Genomic DNA, 16586 nt, shown 5'->3' with positions numbered 1-16586 from the left:
TAGGATTAAGTTAATAATTTTATACTTTCACTAATAAATCAATTATGGAGGATTTTATGAAAAACTTAAACAAGTTTTCAAAAACGATTGGACAACTTTTACTAGTTATACTTATTAGTTTTTTTAGTGGTCTATTAGGAAGTTTGACTGTTCTTCAGTTCAACCAAATGCAGGGAAGTAGAGAACAAAATAGTGCAGCAGTCACTCAGACTGCTTCGAAAAATGAAAATTCTACTACACAGGCTGTTGATAAAGTTAAAGATGCAGTTGTCTCTATTATCACTTATTCAGGAAACTCTCAAAGTAGTTTTGTTGGATCTGATGATACTGATACAGATTCGAATACTGAACAAGTTAATAGTGAAGGTTCTGGGGTTATCTATAAAAAAGATGATAATAATGCCTACCTCGTGACCAATACTCACGTTATTAATGGAGCTAAAAAACTTGACATTCGTTTAGCTGACGGAACAAAAGTACCAGGTGAAATTGTTGGTTCTGATACCTATTCTGATATTGCAGTAGTAAAAATATCTTCAGAAAAGGTCTCTACAGTAGCTGAGTTTGGTGACTCAAGTCAATTATCTGTTGGGGAAACAGCTATCGCAATCGGTAGTCCTTTAGGTTCAGAATACGCAAATACAGTTACACAAGGGATTGTATCAAGCTTGAACAGACACGTTTCTTTGAAATCTGAAGATGGTCAAGCTATTTCAACAAATGCCATCCAAACAGACACAGCTATTAACCCTGGTAACTCTGGAGGTCCTTTGATTAATATCCAGGGACAAGTTATCGGTATTACATCAAGTAAAATCGCCTCTAATGGTGGAACATCCGTAGAAGGTCTTGGTTTTGCTATTCCTGCAAATGATGTTAAGAATATTATCAAACAGTTGGAAAAAGATGGAAAAGTAACTCGACCAGCTCTCGGTATCCACATGGTTAATTTAACAAACCTTAGCACTGCCGATCTACAAAAATTAAAACTTCCTGACAATGTTACTTCTGGTGTAGCTGTTCGTTCTGTTCAAAAGAATATGCCTGCAAATGGACATTTACAACAGTATGATGTCATCACAAAAGTAGATGATACCAAGATTTCATCTACTACTGAATTGCAAAATGCTCTGTATAGCCACTCTATTGGAGATGAAATAACTGTAACTTATTACCGTAATGGTAAAGAAGAAAAAACTACAATCAAACTAGATAAGAGTACAAGTGATTTAAATCAATAGTTTACAGATTTGTAAACCTACTTTACAGAATATCAAAGATGTGATACTGTAGAAATATGGAAGAATTCAAATTAATTCGTATCAGTGATATTCAAAAAAATCCCTATCAACCTCGTAAAGAATTTTCAAAAGAAAAAATAGAAGAACTTGCCCAATCTATTAAAGAAAATGGTTTAATTCAACCCATTATCGTTCGTCAATCTCCAGTTATCGGATATGAAATCCTAGCTGGAGAAAGACGGTATCGGGCATCGATAGCAGCTGGGCTATCAGAAGTTCCTGTAATCATTAAAAAATTATCTGATCAGGATATGATAGTTCACTCAATCATTGAAAATTTACAACGAGAAGACTTAAATCCGATTGAGGAAGCAAAAGCTTATCAATCTTTAATTGATAAAGGATATACTCATGCAGAAATTGCTGATAAAATGGGAAAATCACGTCCCTATATTACCAATCTTGTTCGATTGCTAACGCTCCCTGATTTTATTTTAACAGAAGTAGAAACTGGAAAATTGTCTCAAGCACATGCTAGACTACTAATCCAACTACCTGTGAAAGAACAAAAAAATTTACTCCATCGCATTCAGACAGAGGATTTATCAGTTCGGCAGGTGGAACATCTACTTAAAGAAGAAAAAAATAAGAAGAAAAGCAAAGAAAAAGATCACTTTATCAAAGAAGAAGAAGAAAATTTGAAAAAATTGTTGGGATTAGATGTCCAAATCGTCCTTCAAAAAAAAGAGGCAGGAAAAATAACTATCTCTTTTCATAATCAAGAAGAATACCAACGTTTTATTAACAGCCTGAAATAAGGCTGTTATTTTATTTTTCTAAACTCACATACTTATCCACTGGATTAGTATAGAAAAAGTCTATTAAATCAAAATCTAGACCTTTTATCCACAAGTTGTGGATAAATCTTTTAAACATTGTGGATTGTTTTTCACAAGTTGTGGAAAAATTGCTTCCTATGTGATAAAATAGTGTTTAAGATTACACCATTTAGAAAAGGAGGAGTTTGTTGTTGAAAGAAAAACAATTTTGGAATCAGATTTTAGAATTAGCTAAAGAGAGATTGACACGATCAATGTTTGATTTCTACGCAACACCTGCTGAATTAATAAAGGTTGAGGAAAATGTAGCTACCATATTTTTGCCAAGATCTGAAATGGAAATGGTTTGGAGTACAAAACTCAATGATATTATTGTAGCTGTCGGTTTTCAAATCTATGACACTGAAATAAAAGCTCAATATGTATTGACTAAAGAAGATTCTAATACCTCCGATATAGCAAGCAATGTTGAAAACAGTAATCATCAACAGGAAGAAATTAAAAAATCTATACCCTATTCAGAAACAGGATTAAGAGACATCTATACTTTTGATAATTTTATCCAAGGTGATGGAAATATTTGGGCTAAGTCTGCTGCTTTAGCCGTCTCGGAAGATCCTGGACTAACTTATAATCCTCTGTTTATATATGGAGGACCTGGTCTAGGGAAAACTCACTTGCTCAATGCTTTGGGGAATGAAATACTCAAAAAAAATCCTAATGCGCGTGTAAAATATATTCCTGCTGAAAGTTTTATTAATGAATTTTTAGATCATTTAAGACTCAATGATATGGATAATTTTAAAAAAACCTATCGAAGTCTAGATCTCCTTCTTATTGATGATATTCAATCTCTCAGTGGAAATAAAGTACAAACTCAGGATGAATTTTTCAATACATTCAACAAACTTCACAGTAATAATAAACAGATTGTTTTAACGAGTGACCGTAGACCAGAACAACTAGAAAATCTACCTGAACGACTTGTCACGCGCTTCTCATGGGGATTAACAACGGATATTACTCCACCTGATTTCGAAACTCGTATCGCTATCCTAAATAGTAAAACAGAGGATTTAGATTATCATTTTCAACCTGACACAATCGAATATTTGGCTGGACAGTTTGATTCAAATGTACGTGAATTAGAAGGTGCGCTCAAAGATATTAGTCTCATGGCTAAAGTTAAGCAAATCAACACTATAACTGTGGATATTGCATCTGAGGCTATACGTGCTCGAAAACAAAGCGTCAGCACCATGATCGTCATTCCGATTGAAAAAATCCAAGAGGAAGTCGGAAAATTTTATGATGTGAGCGTTAAGGAGATGAAGGGAACTAGACGTGTTCAGAATATTGTTCTAGCTCGCCAAGTTGCTATGTACCTAGCTAGAGAATTAACTGATAACAGTCTTCCAAAAATCGGAAAAGAATTTGGTGGTAAAGATCATACAACCGTCATTCATGCTCATGCAAAAATCAAATCTATGATTGAAACTGATGATAAATTACGTATAGAAATCGAAACCATCAAAAAGAAAATCAAATAACTTGTGGATAAGTATTTAAAATTTTACTGATTTATTAACAAATTTTAAACAAGTATAACTTCTTGATTTTTCTAAACTAAACTTGGTTTTCCACAGATTTCACACAGCCTACTATTACTATTAACCTTCTAATAATAAAAATAAATAAAGGAGATTCCATGATTCATTTTTCTATTAATAAAAATTTATTCCTGCAATCATTAAATATTACAAAACGTGCTATTAGTTCAAAAAATGCTATTCCTGTTTTATCAACTATTAAAATTGATGTGACTAACGAAGGAATTACATTAATTGGATCAAATGGTCAAATTTCAATTGAGAATTTCATTTCTCAAAAAGATGAAAATGCAGGTCTTTTGATTAACTCTTTAGGATCAATTCTTTTAGAAGCTTCTTTCTTTATCAATGTTGTTTCTAGTCTTCCAGATGTGACTCTTGATTTCAAAGAGATTGAACAACATCAAATTGTACTAACAAGTGGAAAATCAGAAATTACTCTGAAAGGAAAAGACAGCGAACAGTATCCACGTATTCAGGAAATTGCAGCAAGTAATCCTCTAGTTCTTGAAACAAAACTTCTTAAGAAAATTATCAATGAAACTGCTTTTGCTGCTAGTGTACAAGAAAGCCGTCCTATTTTGACTGGTGTTCACTTTGTTTTGAGTAATCATCAAGAATTAAAAACAGTAGCAACAGACTCACATCGTCTCAGCCAGAAAAAATTAACTCTTGAAAAAAATAGTGATAATTTTGATGTTGTTATCCCAAGTCGCTCTCTACGCGAATTTTCAGCTGTTTTTACGGACGATATCGAAACAGTAGAGATTTTCTTCGCAAACAACCAAATTCTCTTTAGAAGTGAAAATATTAGCTTCTATACACGTCTCTTAGAAGGTAATTATCCTGATACAGATCGTCTGATTCCAACAGATTTTAATACGACAGTGACTTTTGATGTTGTGAATCTACGTCAATCTATGGAACGTGCACGTCTCTTATCAAGTGCTACTCAAAATGGAACTGTAAAATTAGAAATCAAACAAGGAGTAGTTACAGCTCATGTAAATTCTCCAGAAGTTGGTAAAGTAAACGAAGAAATCGATACAAATGCTGTATCTGGTGAAGATTTAACTATTAGCTTTAACCCAACTTACTTGATTGAAGCACTAAAAGCCTTGAATAGTGAAAAGGTAACAATCAGCTTCATTTCAGCGGTTCGTCCATTTACCTTGGTACCAGCTGATACAGATGAAGATTTCATGCAGCTGATTACACCAGTTCGTACAAATTAAGTTAAAGAGGTTGAGCCTAGCTCACCTCTTTTATGATATAATCAGAAATATGAAAAGGAGAGTAGTATGTATCAAGTTGGAAATTTTGTTGAAATGAAAAAACCACACGCTTGTACAATCAAATCTACAGGCAAAAAAGCGAATCGTTGGGAAATTACACGTCTAGGTGCAGATATCAAAATAAAATGCAGTAATTGTGATCATGTTGTCATGATGAGTCGCTATGATTTTGAAAGAAAAATGAGTAAAATTATCGACTAAATGCAAGGAGTTAGAGGGTTAGCAAGTTTTCCCTTTTTGTGTTATAATATTGAAGATTGAAATGTGAACGGAGAATGAGAAATTATGGCTTTAACAGCAGGTATCGTGGGTTTGCCAAACGTTGGTAAATCAACCCTATTTAATGCAATTACAAAAGCAGGAGCAGAGGCTGCAAACTATCCATTTGCAACTATTGACCCAAACGTTGGGATGGTAGAAGTTCCAGATGAACGCCTACAAAAATTGACTGAAATGATTACTCCTAAGAAGACAGTCCCAACAACCTTTGAATTTACAGATATTGCAGGGATTGTAAAAGGTGCGTCAAAAGGAGAAGGTCTCGGTAATAAATTCTTGGCCAATATCCGTGAAGTTGATGCCATTGTCCATGTAGTTCGTGCCTTTGATGATGAAAATGTCATGCGTGAGCAAGGTCGTGAAGATGCTTTTGTAGATCCATTGGCAGATATTGATACCATTAACCTAGAATTGATTCTTGCTGACTTAGAATCTGTTAATAAACGCTATGCGCGTGTGGAAAAGATGGCACGTACGCAAAAAGATAAGGAATCAGTTGCAGAATTTAACGTTCTCCAAAAGATTAAACCTGTCCTTGAAGACGGTAAATCAGCTCGTACTATTGAATTTACAGATGAAGAGCAAAAGGTTGTCAAAGGTCTTTTCCTCTTGACTACTAAACCAGTTCTGTATGTAGCGAATGTGGATGAGGATGTTGTTGGAGACCCAGATTCTATTGATTATGTGAAGCAAATTCGTGAATTCGCAGCAACAGAAAATGCAGAGGTAGTGGTCATTTCGGCGCGTGCTGAAGAAGAAATTTCTGAATTAGACGATGAAGATAAAAAAGAGTTTCTTGAAGCCATTGGTTTGACAGAATCAGGTGTGGCCAAGTTGACTCGTGCTGCTTACCATCTACTTGGACTTGGAACTTACTTCACAGCTGGTGAAAAAGAGGTTCGTGCTTGGACCTTTAAACGTGGCATGAAAGCTCCTCAAGCAGCTGGAATTATCCACTCTGACTTCGAAAAAGGCTTTATTCGTGCAGTGACTATGTCTTATGATGATTTGATTAAATACGGATCTGAAAAGGCGGTAAAAGAAGCTGGACGCTTACGAGAAGAAGGAAAAGAATATGTCGTTCAAGATGGCGATATCATGGAATTCCGCTTTAACGTATAATCAACATTTTTAATAGTGTCAATTAGGTTGGAAAAAAATTCCAACCCTTTTGGCTTTTGAAAGGAAATTTAAATGACAAAATTACTTGTAGGATTGGGAAATCCAGGGGATAAATATTTTGAGACAAAGCATAATGTTGGTTTTATGTTGATTGACCAACTAGCAAAAAAACAGAATGTATCTTTTACACACGATAAGATATTCCAAGCTGAATCAGCTTCATTTTTCCTTAATGGTGAAAAAATTTATCTAGTGAAACCAACAACTTTTATGAATGAAAGTGGGAAAGCAGTTCATGCTTTATTAACCTACTATGGTTTAGATATCGAAGATTTACTGATTATTTACGATGATCTTGACATGGAAGTAGGAAAAATTCGACTTCGCGCTAAAGGATCAGCTGGCGGTCATAATGGTATCAAGTCAATTATCCAACATATTGGTACACAGGTTTTCAATCGTGTAAAGATTGGTATCGGTAGACCTAAAAAAGGAATGTCTGTTGTTCACCACGTTTTGAGTAAATTTGACAAGGATGACTATATAGGTATTTTACAGTCTATTGACAAGGTTGACGATGCTGTAAATTATTATTTACAAGAGAAAAACTTTGAAAAAACAATGCAGAAATACAATGGGTAAGGGAATGTCATTAATCGAATTCTTTTTAGAGAACAAGCAGATACAATTATGGGATGAGCATTTATCTCTCAAGCAGAGGGAATTACTACTAGGTCTCTCTGGTTCAGCAAAGTCTTTAGCTATTGCAAGTAGTGTTAAAAATCAGAATAAGATTTTAGTAATGACATCTACTTATGGAGAAGCTGAGCGTCTAGTAAATGATTTAATTTCTATCCTGGGTACTGATATGGTTTATCCATTTTTAGTAGATGATTCACCAATGGTAGAATTTTTAGTATCGTCTCAAGAAAAGATTTTTTCAAGAGTTGAAGCCTTGCGTTTTCTAAGAGATAAATCTCAAAAAGGAATATTAGTTTGTAACATGGCAGCTAGCCGTTTATTCTTACCAGATCCTCAAATCTTTGATAACAGTGTGTTAAAACTTGAAGTTGGCGAAGAGTGTGAACAAAGAGAATTAAAAAATCAATTGATTTCACTTGGTTATAAAAAAGTTACTCAAGTTCAAAGTCAAGGTGAATTTAGTCTTCGAGGGGATATTTTAGATATCTTTGAAACTTCACAACTATCTCCTTACCGAATAGAATTTTTTGGTGATGAAATAGATGGGATTAGAGAATTCGACGCAGATACACAATTATCAAAAGATAGTCGGTTAGAAATTTCTATATATCCAGCTAGTGACATTTTATTAACTGTTGAGGATTACAATCGTGGTCAACAATTCTTAGAACATGAGATTGATAAAACTATTTCACCTACATTAAAGTCGTACCTAGAAGAAGTTTTTAGTTGTGCAAAAGAGCAAGTTCTTCATGCTGATATTCGTAAATTTTTGTCTGTTTTTTATAAAAAACAGTGGACCTTAATTGACTACTTGAACCAAGCGCCTATTATCTTTGATGATTTTCAAAAAATCATGAATCAGTATGATATTTTTGATAAGGAAACAGCTAGCTACTTTACAGAGGATTTACACAATAGTAAAGCTGTATCAGGTTTACAATATTTTGCTGATGTAGAAAGTCAGTTTAAAAAATATTTACCAGCCAGCTTCTTTTCTAATTTTCAAAAGGGACTTGGAAATCTAAAATTTGATCATCTTTATCAATTTAATCAATATCCAATGCAAGAATTCTTCAATCAGTTTTCTTTTCTGAAAGAAGAAATTGAACGCTATAAAAAATTAAAGTATACCATTATTCTTCAATCAAGTAGCCAAACAGAACTAAAAAAACTGTTAACGATTCTTGATGAATATAGCATTAAAGTTGACAATAGTAATCAAAATGAAATCTGTAAAGGAACTGTCAATCTTGTTGAAGGAAACCTTCGTCATGGTTTTCATTTTGTGGATGAGAATCTTGTATTCATCACTGAATATGAAATATTCAAAAAGAAGATTAAACGCAAATACAGAAGACAAAATATTAGCAATGCTGAAAGATTAAAGGATTATAGTGAACTCCAAAAAGGAGATTATGTTGTTCATCAAATTCATGGGATTGGTCAATATTTAGGAATCGAAACGATTGAACTCAAAGGGATTCACCGAGATTATGTAAGTATCCAATATCAAAATGGAGATCGTATTTCTATCCCTGTAGAACAAATCCAAACCTTATCTAAGTATGTTTCAAGTGATGGTAAGGCTCCAAAGTTAAACAAATTAAACGATGGACGTTTTAAAAATGCTAAGCAAAAAGTTAAAAATCAAGTTGAAGACATTGCAGATGACTTAATTAAGTTATATGCAGAGAGGAGTCAACTTGAAGGTTTTGCATTTTCAAAAGATGATGAAGATCAGGTTGCTTTTGATGAGGCTTTCCCTTATGTTGAAACTGAGGACCAACTTCGAAGTATAGATGAAATCAAAAAGGATATGCAGGCTTCTCAACCAATGGATAGGCTTTTGGTTGGAGATGTTGGTTTTGGTAAGACTGAGGTGGCCATGCGAGCTGCTTTTAAGGCTGTCAATAATCATAAACAGGTTGTTGTTTTAGTACCAACCACAGTTTTGGCTCAGCAACATTATAGTAATTTCAAGGAAAGATTTGAGCAGTTTGCTGTCAATATAGATGTTTTAAGTCGTTTTAGAAGTAAAAAAGAGCAGACTGAAACACTTGAAAAATTGAAAAAAGGCCATGTTGATATCCTGATAGGAACCCATCGAGTTTTATCTAAAGATGTTGAATTTGCTGATTTAGGCTTAATCATCATCGATGAGGAACAACGTTTTGGTGTCAAACATAAGGAAGCTTTGAAGGAATTAAAAAAGAAGGTTGATGTCTTAACTTTAACAGCTACACCAATTCCTCGAACTCTACATATGTCTATGCTAGGTATTCGAGATTTATCTGTCATCGAAACTCCCCCAACAAATCGATATCCTGTACAAACCTATGTCCTTGAACAGAATGATCGTGTCATTCGAGATGCTGTATTGAGAGAAATTGATCGTGGTGGTCAGGTTTACTATCTTTACAATAAAGTTGACACGATTGAAAAGAAGGTTTCAGAGTTACAAGAACTGATTCCAGAAGCTTCTATTGGTTTTGTTCATGGTCAAATGAGTGAAATTCGTTTGGAGAATACACTACTTGACTTTATCGAAGGTGAATATGATATTTTAGTAACAACAACAATCATTGAAACAGGGGTAGACATTCCAAATGCCAATACCTTGTTTATAGAAAATGCAGACCACATGGGATTGTCAACCTTGTATCAATTAAGAGGTCGGGTTGGTCGTAGTAATCGTATTGCTTATGCCTATCTTATGTATCGACCAGATAAATCATTGACAGAAGTTTCTGAGAAGAGATTGGAGGCAATTAAAGGTTTCACTGAATTGGGTTCTGGTTTCAAAATCGCTATGCGCGATTTATCCATTCGTGGAGCGGGTAATCTTTTGGGAAGTTCGCAGTCAGGTTTTATCGATTCTGTTGGTTTTGAACTCTATTCTCAATTACTGGAAGAAGCAATTGCTAAGAAAAATGGAACTGCTAAGAAACGTGAAAAAGGTAATGCTGAATTAATTCTACAAATTGATGCCTATCTTCCAGATGATTATATTTCGGATGAACGACATAAAATTGAGATTTACAAGAGAATTCGTCAGATTGACAACCGTGTCAACTATGAAGAATTACAAGATGAGTTAATTGACCGTTTTGGAGAGTATCCAGATGTAGTTGCTTACCTCTTAGAAATTGGATTAGCTAAAGCTTATCTAGATAAAGTATTTGTCAATCGTGTTGAAAGAAGAAATAATAAGCTTGTCATTCAATTTGAAAAGATATCCCAACAACTATTTTTAACACAAGATTATTTCCAGGCTCTTTCTCAGACAAATTTGAAGGCTAATATTTCTGAAAATCAAGGTTTAATCGAAGTTGTTTTTGATATTCGAAATAAAAAAGACTATGAGATTTTAGAAGAACTCTTAACCTTTGGAGAATCTTTAGCGAAGATAAAAGACTTAAAAGAGTCACATTAGGGCTTACCTTTTTTCTTCTATAAAAGGGATAAAAATGGTACAATAATAATTTGAGGTATTATAAGATGAGATTAGATAAATATTTAAAAGTATCACGAATTATTAAACGCCGTACGGTAGCTAAGGAAGTTGCAGATAAAGGGCGAATCAAGGTTAATGGTATCCTTGCTAAAAGTTCAACTGATTTAAAAATCAATGATCAGGTTGAAATTCGTTTTGGAAATAAATTGTTGCTTGTAAAGGTGCTCGAAATGAAAGATAGCACAAAAAAAGAAGATGCAGTTGGAATGTATGAAATTATCAGTGAAACAAGGGTAGAAGACGATGTATAAAAAAATAGTCCAAATGAATAATTCATTTATTCAAAATGAACACCAACGACGTAAGTACATGATGGAAGAACGTCAAAAACGTAATCGTTTTATGGGTTGGGTTTTGATTTTGATTATGTTGCTATTCATCTTACCAACTTACAATTTAGCACAAAGTTACCAACAATTACTCACACGTCGCCAGCAACTAGCTGATTTGAAAAAACAATATCAGGACTTGAGCGATGAAAAGGATAAAGAAGCTAGTTTAGCAACTAAGCTAAAAGATGAATCCTATGCGGCTAAATATTCCCGTGCAAAATATTATTATTCAAAAACATGGGAGGAAGTTTATACAATTCCGGACTTACTTCCTAGGTAATGCGAAATGGAAAATTTATTAGATATTATCGAAAAATTTTTAAGTCAGTCAGATGAAAAATTAGATGAGTTAGCTCAAAAAAATCATCTGTTACGACTGCAAGAAGAAGAGGGGAAAAAGAATGCGTAAATTTTTAGTGATATTACTACTTCCTATTTTCCTAAAAAGCGTTCAAGTAGTAAGCACTGAGAATCCAGTTATCATTCCAAAACAAGAAGTTTATTCTTTAACTCATACTCCATATCATTTTTATTATCAAGATATTATAGAATCTCCAAAATTTTATGGTGAGACGCCAGTTTATTCTACAGAAGACCTGATTAATGAATCGGGTAAAGTAAATGCAGAAACAAAATTATCTGTTTTAGAATGGCGATTAAATAAACAAGGACAGCCTGTCTTTAAATTGTCGAATAATCAATTTGTAATGGCTGACAAACGACTTTTATACGATAGTTCCATCGTAAACGATTTTTCTAAGCGAGTATGGCTAGAACCAGGATTTGTCGTTTATAATAGTCCTTATGATCAACAAGAATTAAAGTCTACTTTAGCGCCTTATCAAGAAGTTGAAGCAGATATGTCTATTTTTGCTGAAGGTCGTGAATTCTTACATATCAAGCAAACGGGCTGGATTTCGACGGATTATATTTCCGATGATGATAATCGTATTCAGAAAGTACAAGAGTTGCTATCTGCGAATTATCAAAATGAACAGTTCTCTATTTATATTAAACAATTGAGTACAGGTAAGGAAGCTGGCATTAATGAAAATCAAAAAATGTACGCTGCTAGTGTTATGAAATTACCTTATCTTTATTCTGTTCAGGAAAAAATCAATCAAGGTGATTACCAACTTGACACGAAATTGAAGTATGTTTCCGAAGTTAATGATTTCCCTGGTTCTTATAAACCGGAAGGAAGCGGAAGTCTCCCTAAAACAGCGGACAATAAAGAATACACAATCAAAGATTTAATCACAAAAACTGCAAAAGAATCTGACAATGTAGCTCATAATATTCTTGCTTATTATATTACGAATAAATCAGATGAAGCCTTTAAAAAAGAAATGGCTACTATCGCAGGTGAAGAATGGGATGTGACAGATAAGATGGCTTCAGCTAAAACGGCTGGTCAAGTTATGGAATCTATTTATAATCAGAATGGTTTTGTTTTAGAATCTCTTTCACAAACATCTTTTGATAATCAGCGAATTGCTAAGAATATTTCTGCTAAGGTAGCCCATAAAATTGGGGATGCAGATGAATTTAAACACGATGTAGGAATAGTCTACACAGATTCTCCTTTTATTATTTCAATCTTTACCAAAAATTCTGATTACGATACCATTTCTAAAATTGCTAAGGATGTCTACGAGGTCCTAAAATGAGAGACCGCGATTTTTTAAATCATTTTCTAGAAAAAGGTTACTTTGAAGGACATTCAAGAGTTGTGCTGGCCTTGTCTGGTGGATTGGATTCGATGTTTCTTTTTCAACTTCTTTTGACCTATCAAAAAGAACTTGGTATTGAATTGTTTTTAGCTCATGTAAATCATAAACAACGACCAGAGTCAGATAAGGAAGAAAATGAATTAAGAAAATTAGCTGAACAAGCTGGAGTTCCAATTTATGTAGCTTGTTTTACTGGAGATTTTTCAGAAGCGAATGCTCGTCAATTTCGCTATGAATTTTTTAGAGAAGTGATGGAGAAAACTTCATCTACATCTCTTGTAACAGCTCATCATGCAGATGATCAAGTTGAGACGATCTTTATGCGATTGATTAGAGGTGTTAGACTACAACATTTATCAGCTATTAAAGAAAGACAAATATTTGATAGGGGAGAGTTGATTCGTCCTTTGTTGTCTTTTTATAAGAAAGATTTTCCTGAAATTGAGCATTTTGAAGATTCAACAAATAAAAAAAATCACTATCTTCGCAATCGTATTCGCAACCTCTATCTGCCACAGTTAGAAAAAGAAAATGTTCAGGTAAAAAAAGCAATTTTAGAGTTTGGAAAAGAAGTTTCTGATTATCAAATTGCTCTGGCTGAATTATCTCAAGCGGTTGATGTGGAAGATTTAACTCAGTTTTTATCTTTTTCCGAAGCAACACAAAGAGCTTTACTACAACAATACCTTAGTCGTTTTGCTGATTTAAATGTAACAAGAGAACAATTTCAAGAAATTCATCATATTTTAAAAACTAAGAGTCAATATCGCCATAATATAAAAAATGGTTATGAACTTATAAAAGAATACCAGCACTTTCAAATTGGTAAAATCAGACCAAAGTCTGATGAAAAAAGTAGCGAGTGTGTGTTAAACTATCAAAATCAAGTTCATTATGAAGGTTTTCTATTTTCATTTGGAATTCCTCTAAAAGGTGAAAATGTTCAACAAATAAATGTTTCCCGTGAAACATCATTGATTTTGCGGCATCGACAGCCAGGTGATTATTTGATAATAAATGGTCATCGAAAAAAAGTAAGGCGACTTTTTATTGATTTAAAAATACCTACAGAAAAACGAAAAAATGCGATTATTGTTGAGCAATTTGGACAAATTTATTCAATTTTAGAAATCGAACTCAGTGATTTGAGTATAAAAATGAAAAATGATATAATGAACACTGTACTTTATATAGAAAAAATAGATAGGTAAAATCATGTTAGAACAAGATATCAAGAAGATTTTGATTTCACAAGATGAAATTACAGAAGCAGCTAAGAAGTTAGGTGCTCAATTGACAAAAGATTACGAAGGTAAGAATCCGATTTTAGTTGGAATTTTAAAAGGATCTATTCCTTTTATGGCAGAATTAGTCAAATATATTGACACTCATCTTGAAATGGATTTTATGATGGTTTCTAGTTATCATGGTGGAACTGTAAGTAGTGGTGTCATTAATATCAAACAAGATGTCACTCAAGATGTTAAAGGTAGACACATTGTCTTTGTAGAAGATATTATTGATACTGGACAAACATTAAAAAGTTTGAGAGATATGTTTACTGCTAGAGAAGCAGCGTCTGTTAAGATTGTTACTATGCTGGATAAACCAGAAGGACGTACTGTAGAAATTGAAGCAGATTATACATGTTTTACAATTCCAAATGAATTCGTTGTAGGCTATGGTTTAGACTATAATGAAAATTATCGTAACCTTCCTTATGTAGGCGTATTGAAAGAGGAAGTATACTCAAAATAGAAGGGTAAGTTGTTGAATGCAAAAGCAAAATAATGGTTTTATAAAAAATCCATTTCTTTATTTGTTGATGATTTTCTTGCTAGTAACAGGATTTCAGTACTTTTTCGCTGGAAGGGCTGCTGGGCACAGTCAACAAATTAAATACTCAGAATTGGTGCAGGAAATCACTAACGACAATGTAAAAGAAATAACCTATCAACCAAGTGGTAGTGTTATTGAAGTGTCTGGTGTCTATAAAACTGCTAAAACAGAAAAACCGGAAACAGGTATTCAGTTTTTCACACCTTCTGCAACAAAAGTAGAAAAATTTACAAGTATTATTCTTCCATCGGATACTACTGTAGCAGATTTGCAAAAATTAGCTGGGGAACACCAAACACAAATTGAAGTGAAGCATGAAAGTTCAAGTGGTATGTGGATTAACATCCTAGTTTCAGTAGTACCATTTGCCATTTTATTCTTCTTCCTATTTTCTATGATGGGCAATATGGGAGGAAATAGCGGACGTAATCCGATGAGCTTTGGACGTAATAAAGCTAAGGCTGCTAATAAAGAAGATATCAAAGTACGCTTTTCAGATGTAGCCGGAGCTGAAGAAGAGAAACAAGAGCTTGTTGAAGTTGTTGAATTTTTGAAAGATCCAAAACGCTTTACAAAATTAGGTGCCCGTATCCCGGCTGGTGTTCTCTTAGAAGGACCTCCGGGAACTGGTAAGACATTACTTGCTAAAGCAGTGGCAGGAGAAGCTGGTGTACCATTCTTTAGTATTTCAGGTTCTGACTTCGTAGAAATGTTCGTCGGTGTCGGTGCCAGCCGTGTACGCTCACTTTTTGAGGATGCTAAAAAAGCAGCACCAGCTATTATCTTCATCGATGAAATCGATGCCGTTGGTCGCCAACGTGGTGTTGGTCTTGGTGGTGGTAATGATGAACGTGAACAAACTTTGAACCAACTTTTGATTGAAATGGATGGTTTTGAAGGAAATGAAGGAATCATTGTCATTGCGGCAACGAACCGTTCAGATGTTCTAGATCCAGCCCTTCTTCGTCCAGGTCGTTTTGACAGAAAAGTATTGGTTGGTCGTCCAGATGTTAAAGGACGCGAAGCAATTCTGAAAGTCCATGCTAGAAATAAACCTCTAGCAGAAGATGTGGATTTGAAGTTAGTAGCACAACAAACGCCAGGTTTTGTTGGTGCTGATTTAGAAAATGTATTGAACGAAGCGGCATTAGTTGCTGCCCGTCGCAACAAATCAGTCATTGATGCTTCTGATATTGATGAGGCAGAAGATCGCGTTATTGCAGGGCCTTCTAAGAAAGATAAAACTGTTTCCCAAAAAGAACGTGAAATGGTTGCTTATCACGAAGCCGGGCACACTATCGTTGGGTTAGTCTTATCAAATGCACGTGTCGTTCATAAGGTAACAATTGTTCCACGTGGTCGAGCTGGTGGGTACATGATTGCTCTTCCAAAAGAAGATCAAATGTTGCTATCTAAAGAAGACATGAAAGAACAATTAGCAGGATTAATGGGTGGACGTGTTGCTGAAGAGATTATCTTCAATGTCCAAACAACAGGTGCATCAAACGACTTTGAGCAAGCTACCCAAATGGCACGTGCAATGGTTACAGAGTATGGTATGAGTGAAAAACTTGGACCTGTTCAATACGAAGGAAATCATGCAATGTTTGGTGCTCAAACTCCACAAAAATCTATTTCAGAGCGTACAGCTTATGAAATTGACGAAGAAGTTCGAGCATTGTTGAATGAAGCACGTAATAAAGCAGCTGAAATTATTCAATCAAATCGTGAAACGCATAAATTAATTGCAGAAGCCTTATTGAAATATGAAACATTGGATAGTACACAAATCAAATCTCTTTACGAAACAGGAAAAATGCCTGAATCAGTAGAAGAGGAATCACGTGCCCTATCATATGATGAAGTCAAATCAAAAATGGCTGAAGAAAACTAAAATATTAGTAGACGAGATACAAGAGAGGATACTTTTATATCCTCTCTTTCTTACTTATAAAAACTAATCTATGAAAACCAGTAAAAAAATTTCAGAAAAACAAATCAAACTAGTTGACAAGATTCTAAAAGCGGGTATAATAGAAAGAGTTGAAAAAGCTCAGGTCCGTTGGTCAAGGGGTTA

15 protein-coding genes are annotated in these 16586 nt (G+C 34.2%); all 15 read left to right on the top strand.

Translation table 11 applies throughout. The features are described 5' to 3' along the window. Positions 1–56: 56 nt before the first annotated feature. The 15 genes from htrA to ftsH all read left to right on the top strand — a co-directional run bounded on the left by htrA (position 57) and on the right by ftsH (position 16403). Positions 57–1241, top strand: a complete 1185-nt coding sequence (gene htrA / locus K1I61_RS07070; RefSeq protein WP_223334361.1) for a serine protease HtrA — start codon at positions 57–59, stop codon at positions 1239–1241. A gap of 56 nt (positions 1242–1297) precedes the next feature. Beyond that, positions 1298–2059: a ParB/RepB/Spo0J family partition protein gene (locus K1I61_RS07065; RefSeq protein WP_223334359.1), complete on the top strand. Its 762-nt coding sequence runs from the start codon at positions 1298–1300 to the stop codon at positions 2057–2059. Positions 2060–2271: 212 nt separating this feature from the next. Further along, positions 2272–3630 carry a chromosomal replication initiator protein DnaA gene (gene dnaA, locus K1I61_RS07060; RefSeq protein ID WP_223334358.1) on the top strand — a complete coding sequence of 453 codons (1359 nt, stop codon included), beginning with the start codon at positions 2272–2274 and terminating at the stop codon, positions 3628–3630. Positions 3631–3788: 158 nt separating this feature from the next. Continuing rightward, the gene (gene dnaN / locus K1I61_RS07055; protein WP_223334356.1) at positions 3789–4925 is read left to right on the top strand and encodes a DNA polymerase III subunit beta; all 1137 of its coding nucleotides are present in this window, start codon (positions 3789–3791) and stop codon (positions 4923–4925) included. 66 nt (positions 4926–4991) lie between these two features. Then, entirely contained in the window at positions 4992–5186 is a 195-nt protein-coding gene (locus K1I61_RS07050) for a DUF951 domain-containing protein (protein ID WP_004250933.1), read from the top strand. A gap of 84 nt (positions 5187–5270) precedes the next feature. Next, positions 5271–6386, top strand: coding sequence for a redox-regulated ATPase YchF (ychF, locus tag K1I61_RS07045; protein ID WP_223334354.1), 1116 nt, complete (start codon positions 5271–5273; stop codon positions 6384–6386). A gap of 72 nt (positions 6387–6458) precedes the next feature. Further along, the gene (gene pth / locus K1I61_RS07040; RefSeq protein WP_223334352.1) at positions 6459–7028 is read left to right on the top strand and encodes an aminoacyl-tRNA hydrolase; all 570 of its coding nucleotides are present in this window, start codon (positions 6459–6461) and stop codon (positions 7026–7028) included. Then, positions 7021–10524 carry a transcription-repair coupling factor gene (gene mfd / locus K1I61_RS07035; protein ID WP_223334498.1) on the top strand — a complete coding sequence of 1168 codons (3504 nt, stop codon included), beginning with the start codon at positions 7021–7023 and terminating at the stop codon, positions 10522–10524. Before pth ends, mfd begins: the two co-directional genes overlap by 8 nt. 65 nt (positions 10525–10589) lie before the next feature. Further along, complete coding sequence (locus K1I61_RS07030; RefSeq protein ID WP_223334350.1) at positions 10590–10856, top strand: RNA-binding S4 domain-containing protein; 267 nt, start codon at positions 10590–10592, stop codon at positions 10854–10856. Further along, positions 10849–11217 carry a septum formation initiator family protein gene (locus K1I61_RS07025; RefSeq protein WP_004250925.1) on the top strand — a complete coding sequence of 123 codons (369 nt, stop codon included), beginning with the start codon at positions 10849–10851 and terminating at the stop codon, positions 11215–11217. Before K1I61_RS07030 ends, K1I61_RS07025 begins: the two co-directional genes overlap by 8 nt. A 6-nt stretch (positions 11218–11223) precedes the next feature. Then, complete coding sequence (locus K1I61_RS08990) at positions 11224–11346, top strand: SP_0009 family protein (protein WP_004250924.1); 123 nt, start codon at positions 11224–11226, stop codon at positions 11344–11346. Then, a complete protein-coding gene (locus K1I61_RS07020; protein ID WP_223334348.1) occupies positions 11339–12607 on the top strand; it encodes a serine hydrolase in 1269 nt (422 codons plus the stop codon). Before K1I61_RS08990 ends, K1I61_RS07020 begins: the two co-directional genes overlap by 8 nt. After that, positions 12604–13881 (top strand): tRNA lysidine(34) synthetase TilS, encoded by a 1278-nt coding sequence (gene tilS, locus K1I61_RS07015; protein ID WP_223334346.1) that lies wholly within the window; start codon positions 12604–12606, stop codon positions 13879–13881. The genes K1I61_RS07020 and tilS overlap by 4 nt, the downstream gene beginning before the upstream one ends. Before the next feature lie 4 nt (positions 13882–13885). Next, positions 13886–14428 (top strand): hypoxanthine phosphoribosyltransferase, encoded by a 543-nt coding sequence (gene hpt, locus K1I61_RS07010; protein WP_006149113.1) that lies wholly within the window; start codon positions 13886–13888, stop codon positions 14426–14428. Positions 14429–14444: 16 nt separating this feature from the next. Next, the gene (ftsH, locus tag K1I61_RS07005) at positions 14445–16403 is read left to right on the top strand and encodes an ATP-dependent zinc metalloprotease FtsH (RefSeq protein WP_178894387.1); all 1959 of its coding nucleotides are present in this window, start codon (positions 14445–14447) and stop codon (positions 16401–16403) included. Positions 16404–16586 lie beyond the last annotated feature (183 nt).

The organism is Streptococcus infantis (genome assembly GCF_019929665.1).
In the GTDB taxonomy this organism is placed as follows: Bacteria; Bacillota; Bacilli; order Lactobacillales; family Streptococcaceae; genus Streptococcus; species Streptococcus infantis_H.
This window is presented reverse-complemented; position numbering and strand designations above follow the sequence as displayed.

Bases quoted from the DNA above. Each gene is read 5' to 3' on its own strand.
- htrA (WP_223334361.1), top strand. From the start codon at position 57: ATGAAAAACTTAAACAAGTTTTCAAAAACGATTGGACAACTTTTACTA.
- K1I61_RS07065 (WP_223334359.1), top strand. From the start codon at position 1,298: ATGGAAGAATTCAAATTAATTCGTATCAGTGATATTCAAAAAAATCCC.
- dnaN (WP_223334356.1), top strand. From the start codon at position 3,789: ATGATTCATTTTTCTATTAATAAAAATTTATTCCTGCAATCATTAAAT.
- K1I61_RS07050 (WP_004250933.1), top strand. From the start codon at position 4,992: ATGTATCAAGTTGGAAATTTTGTTGAAATGAAAAAACCACACGCTTGT.
- ychF (WP_223334354.1), top strand. From the start codon at position 5,271: ATGGCTTTAACAGCAGGTATCGTGGGTTTGCCAAACGTTGGTAAATCA.
- pth (WP_223334352.1), top strand. From the start codon at position 6,459: ATGACAAAATTACTTGTAGGATTGGGAAATCCAGGGGATAAATATTTT.
- mfd (WP_223334498.1), top strand. From the start codon at position 7,021: ATGGGTAAGGGAATGTCATTAATCGAATTCTTTTTAGAGAACAAGCAG.
- K1I61_RS07030 (WP_223334350.1), top strand. From the start codon at position 10,590: ATGAGATTAGATAAATATTTAAAAGTATCACGAATTATTAAACGCCGT.
- K1I61_RS07025 (WP_004250925.1), top strand. From the start codon at position 10,849: ATGTATAAAAAAATAGTCCAAATGAATAATTCATTTATTCAAAATGAA.
- K1I61_RS08990 (WP_004250924.1), top strand. From the start codon at position 11,224: ATGGAAAATTTATTAGATATTATCGAAAAATTTTTAAGTCAGTCAGAT.
- K1I61_RS07020 (WP_223334348.1), top strand. From the start codon at position 11,339: ATGCGTAAATTTTTAGTGATATTACTACTTCCTATTTTCCTAAAAAGC.
- tilS (WP_223334346.1), top strand. From the start codon at position 12,604: ATGAGAGACCGCGATTTTTTAAATCATTTTCTAGAAAAAGGTTACTTT.
- hpt (WP_006149113.1), top strand. From the start codon at position 13,886: ATGTTAGAACAAGATATCAAGAAGATTTTGATTTCACAAGATGAAATT.
- ftsH (WP_178894387.1), top strand. From the start codon at position 14,445: ATGCAAAAGCAAAATAATGGTTTTATAAAAAATCCATTTCTTTATTTG.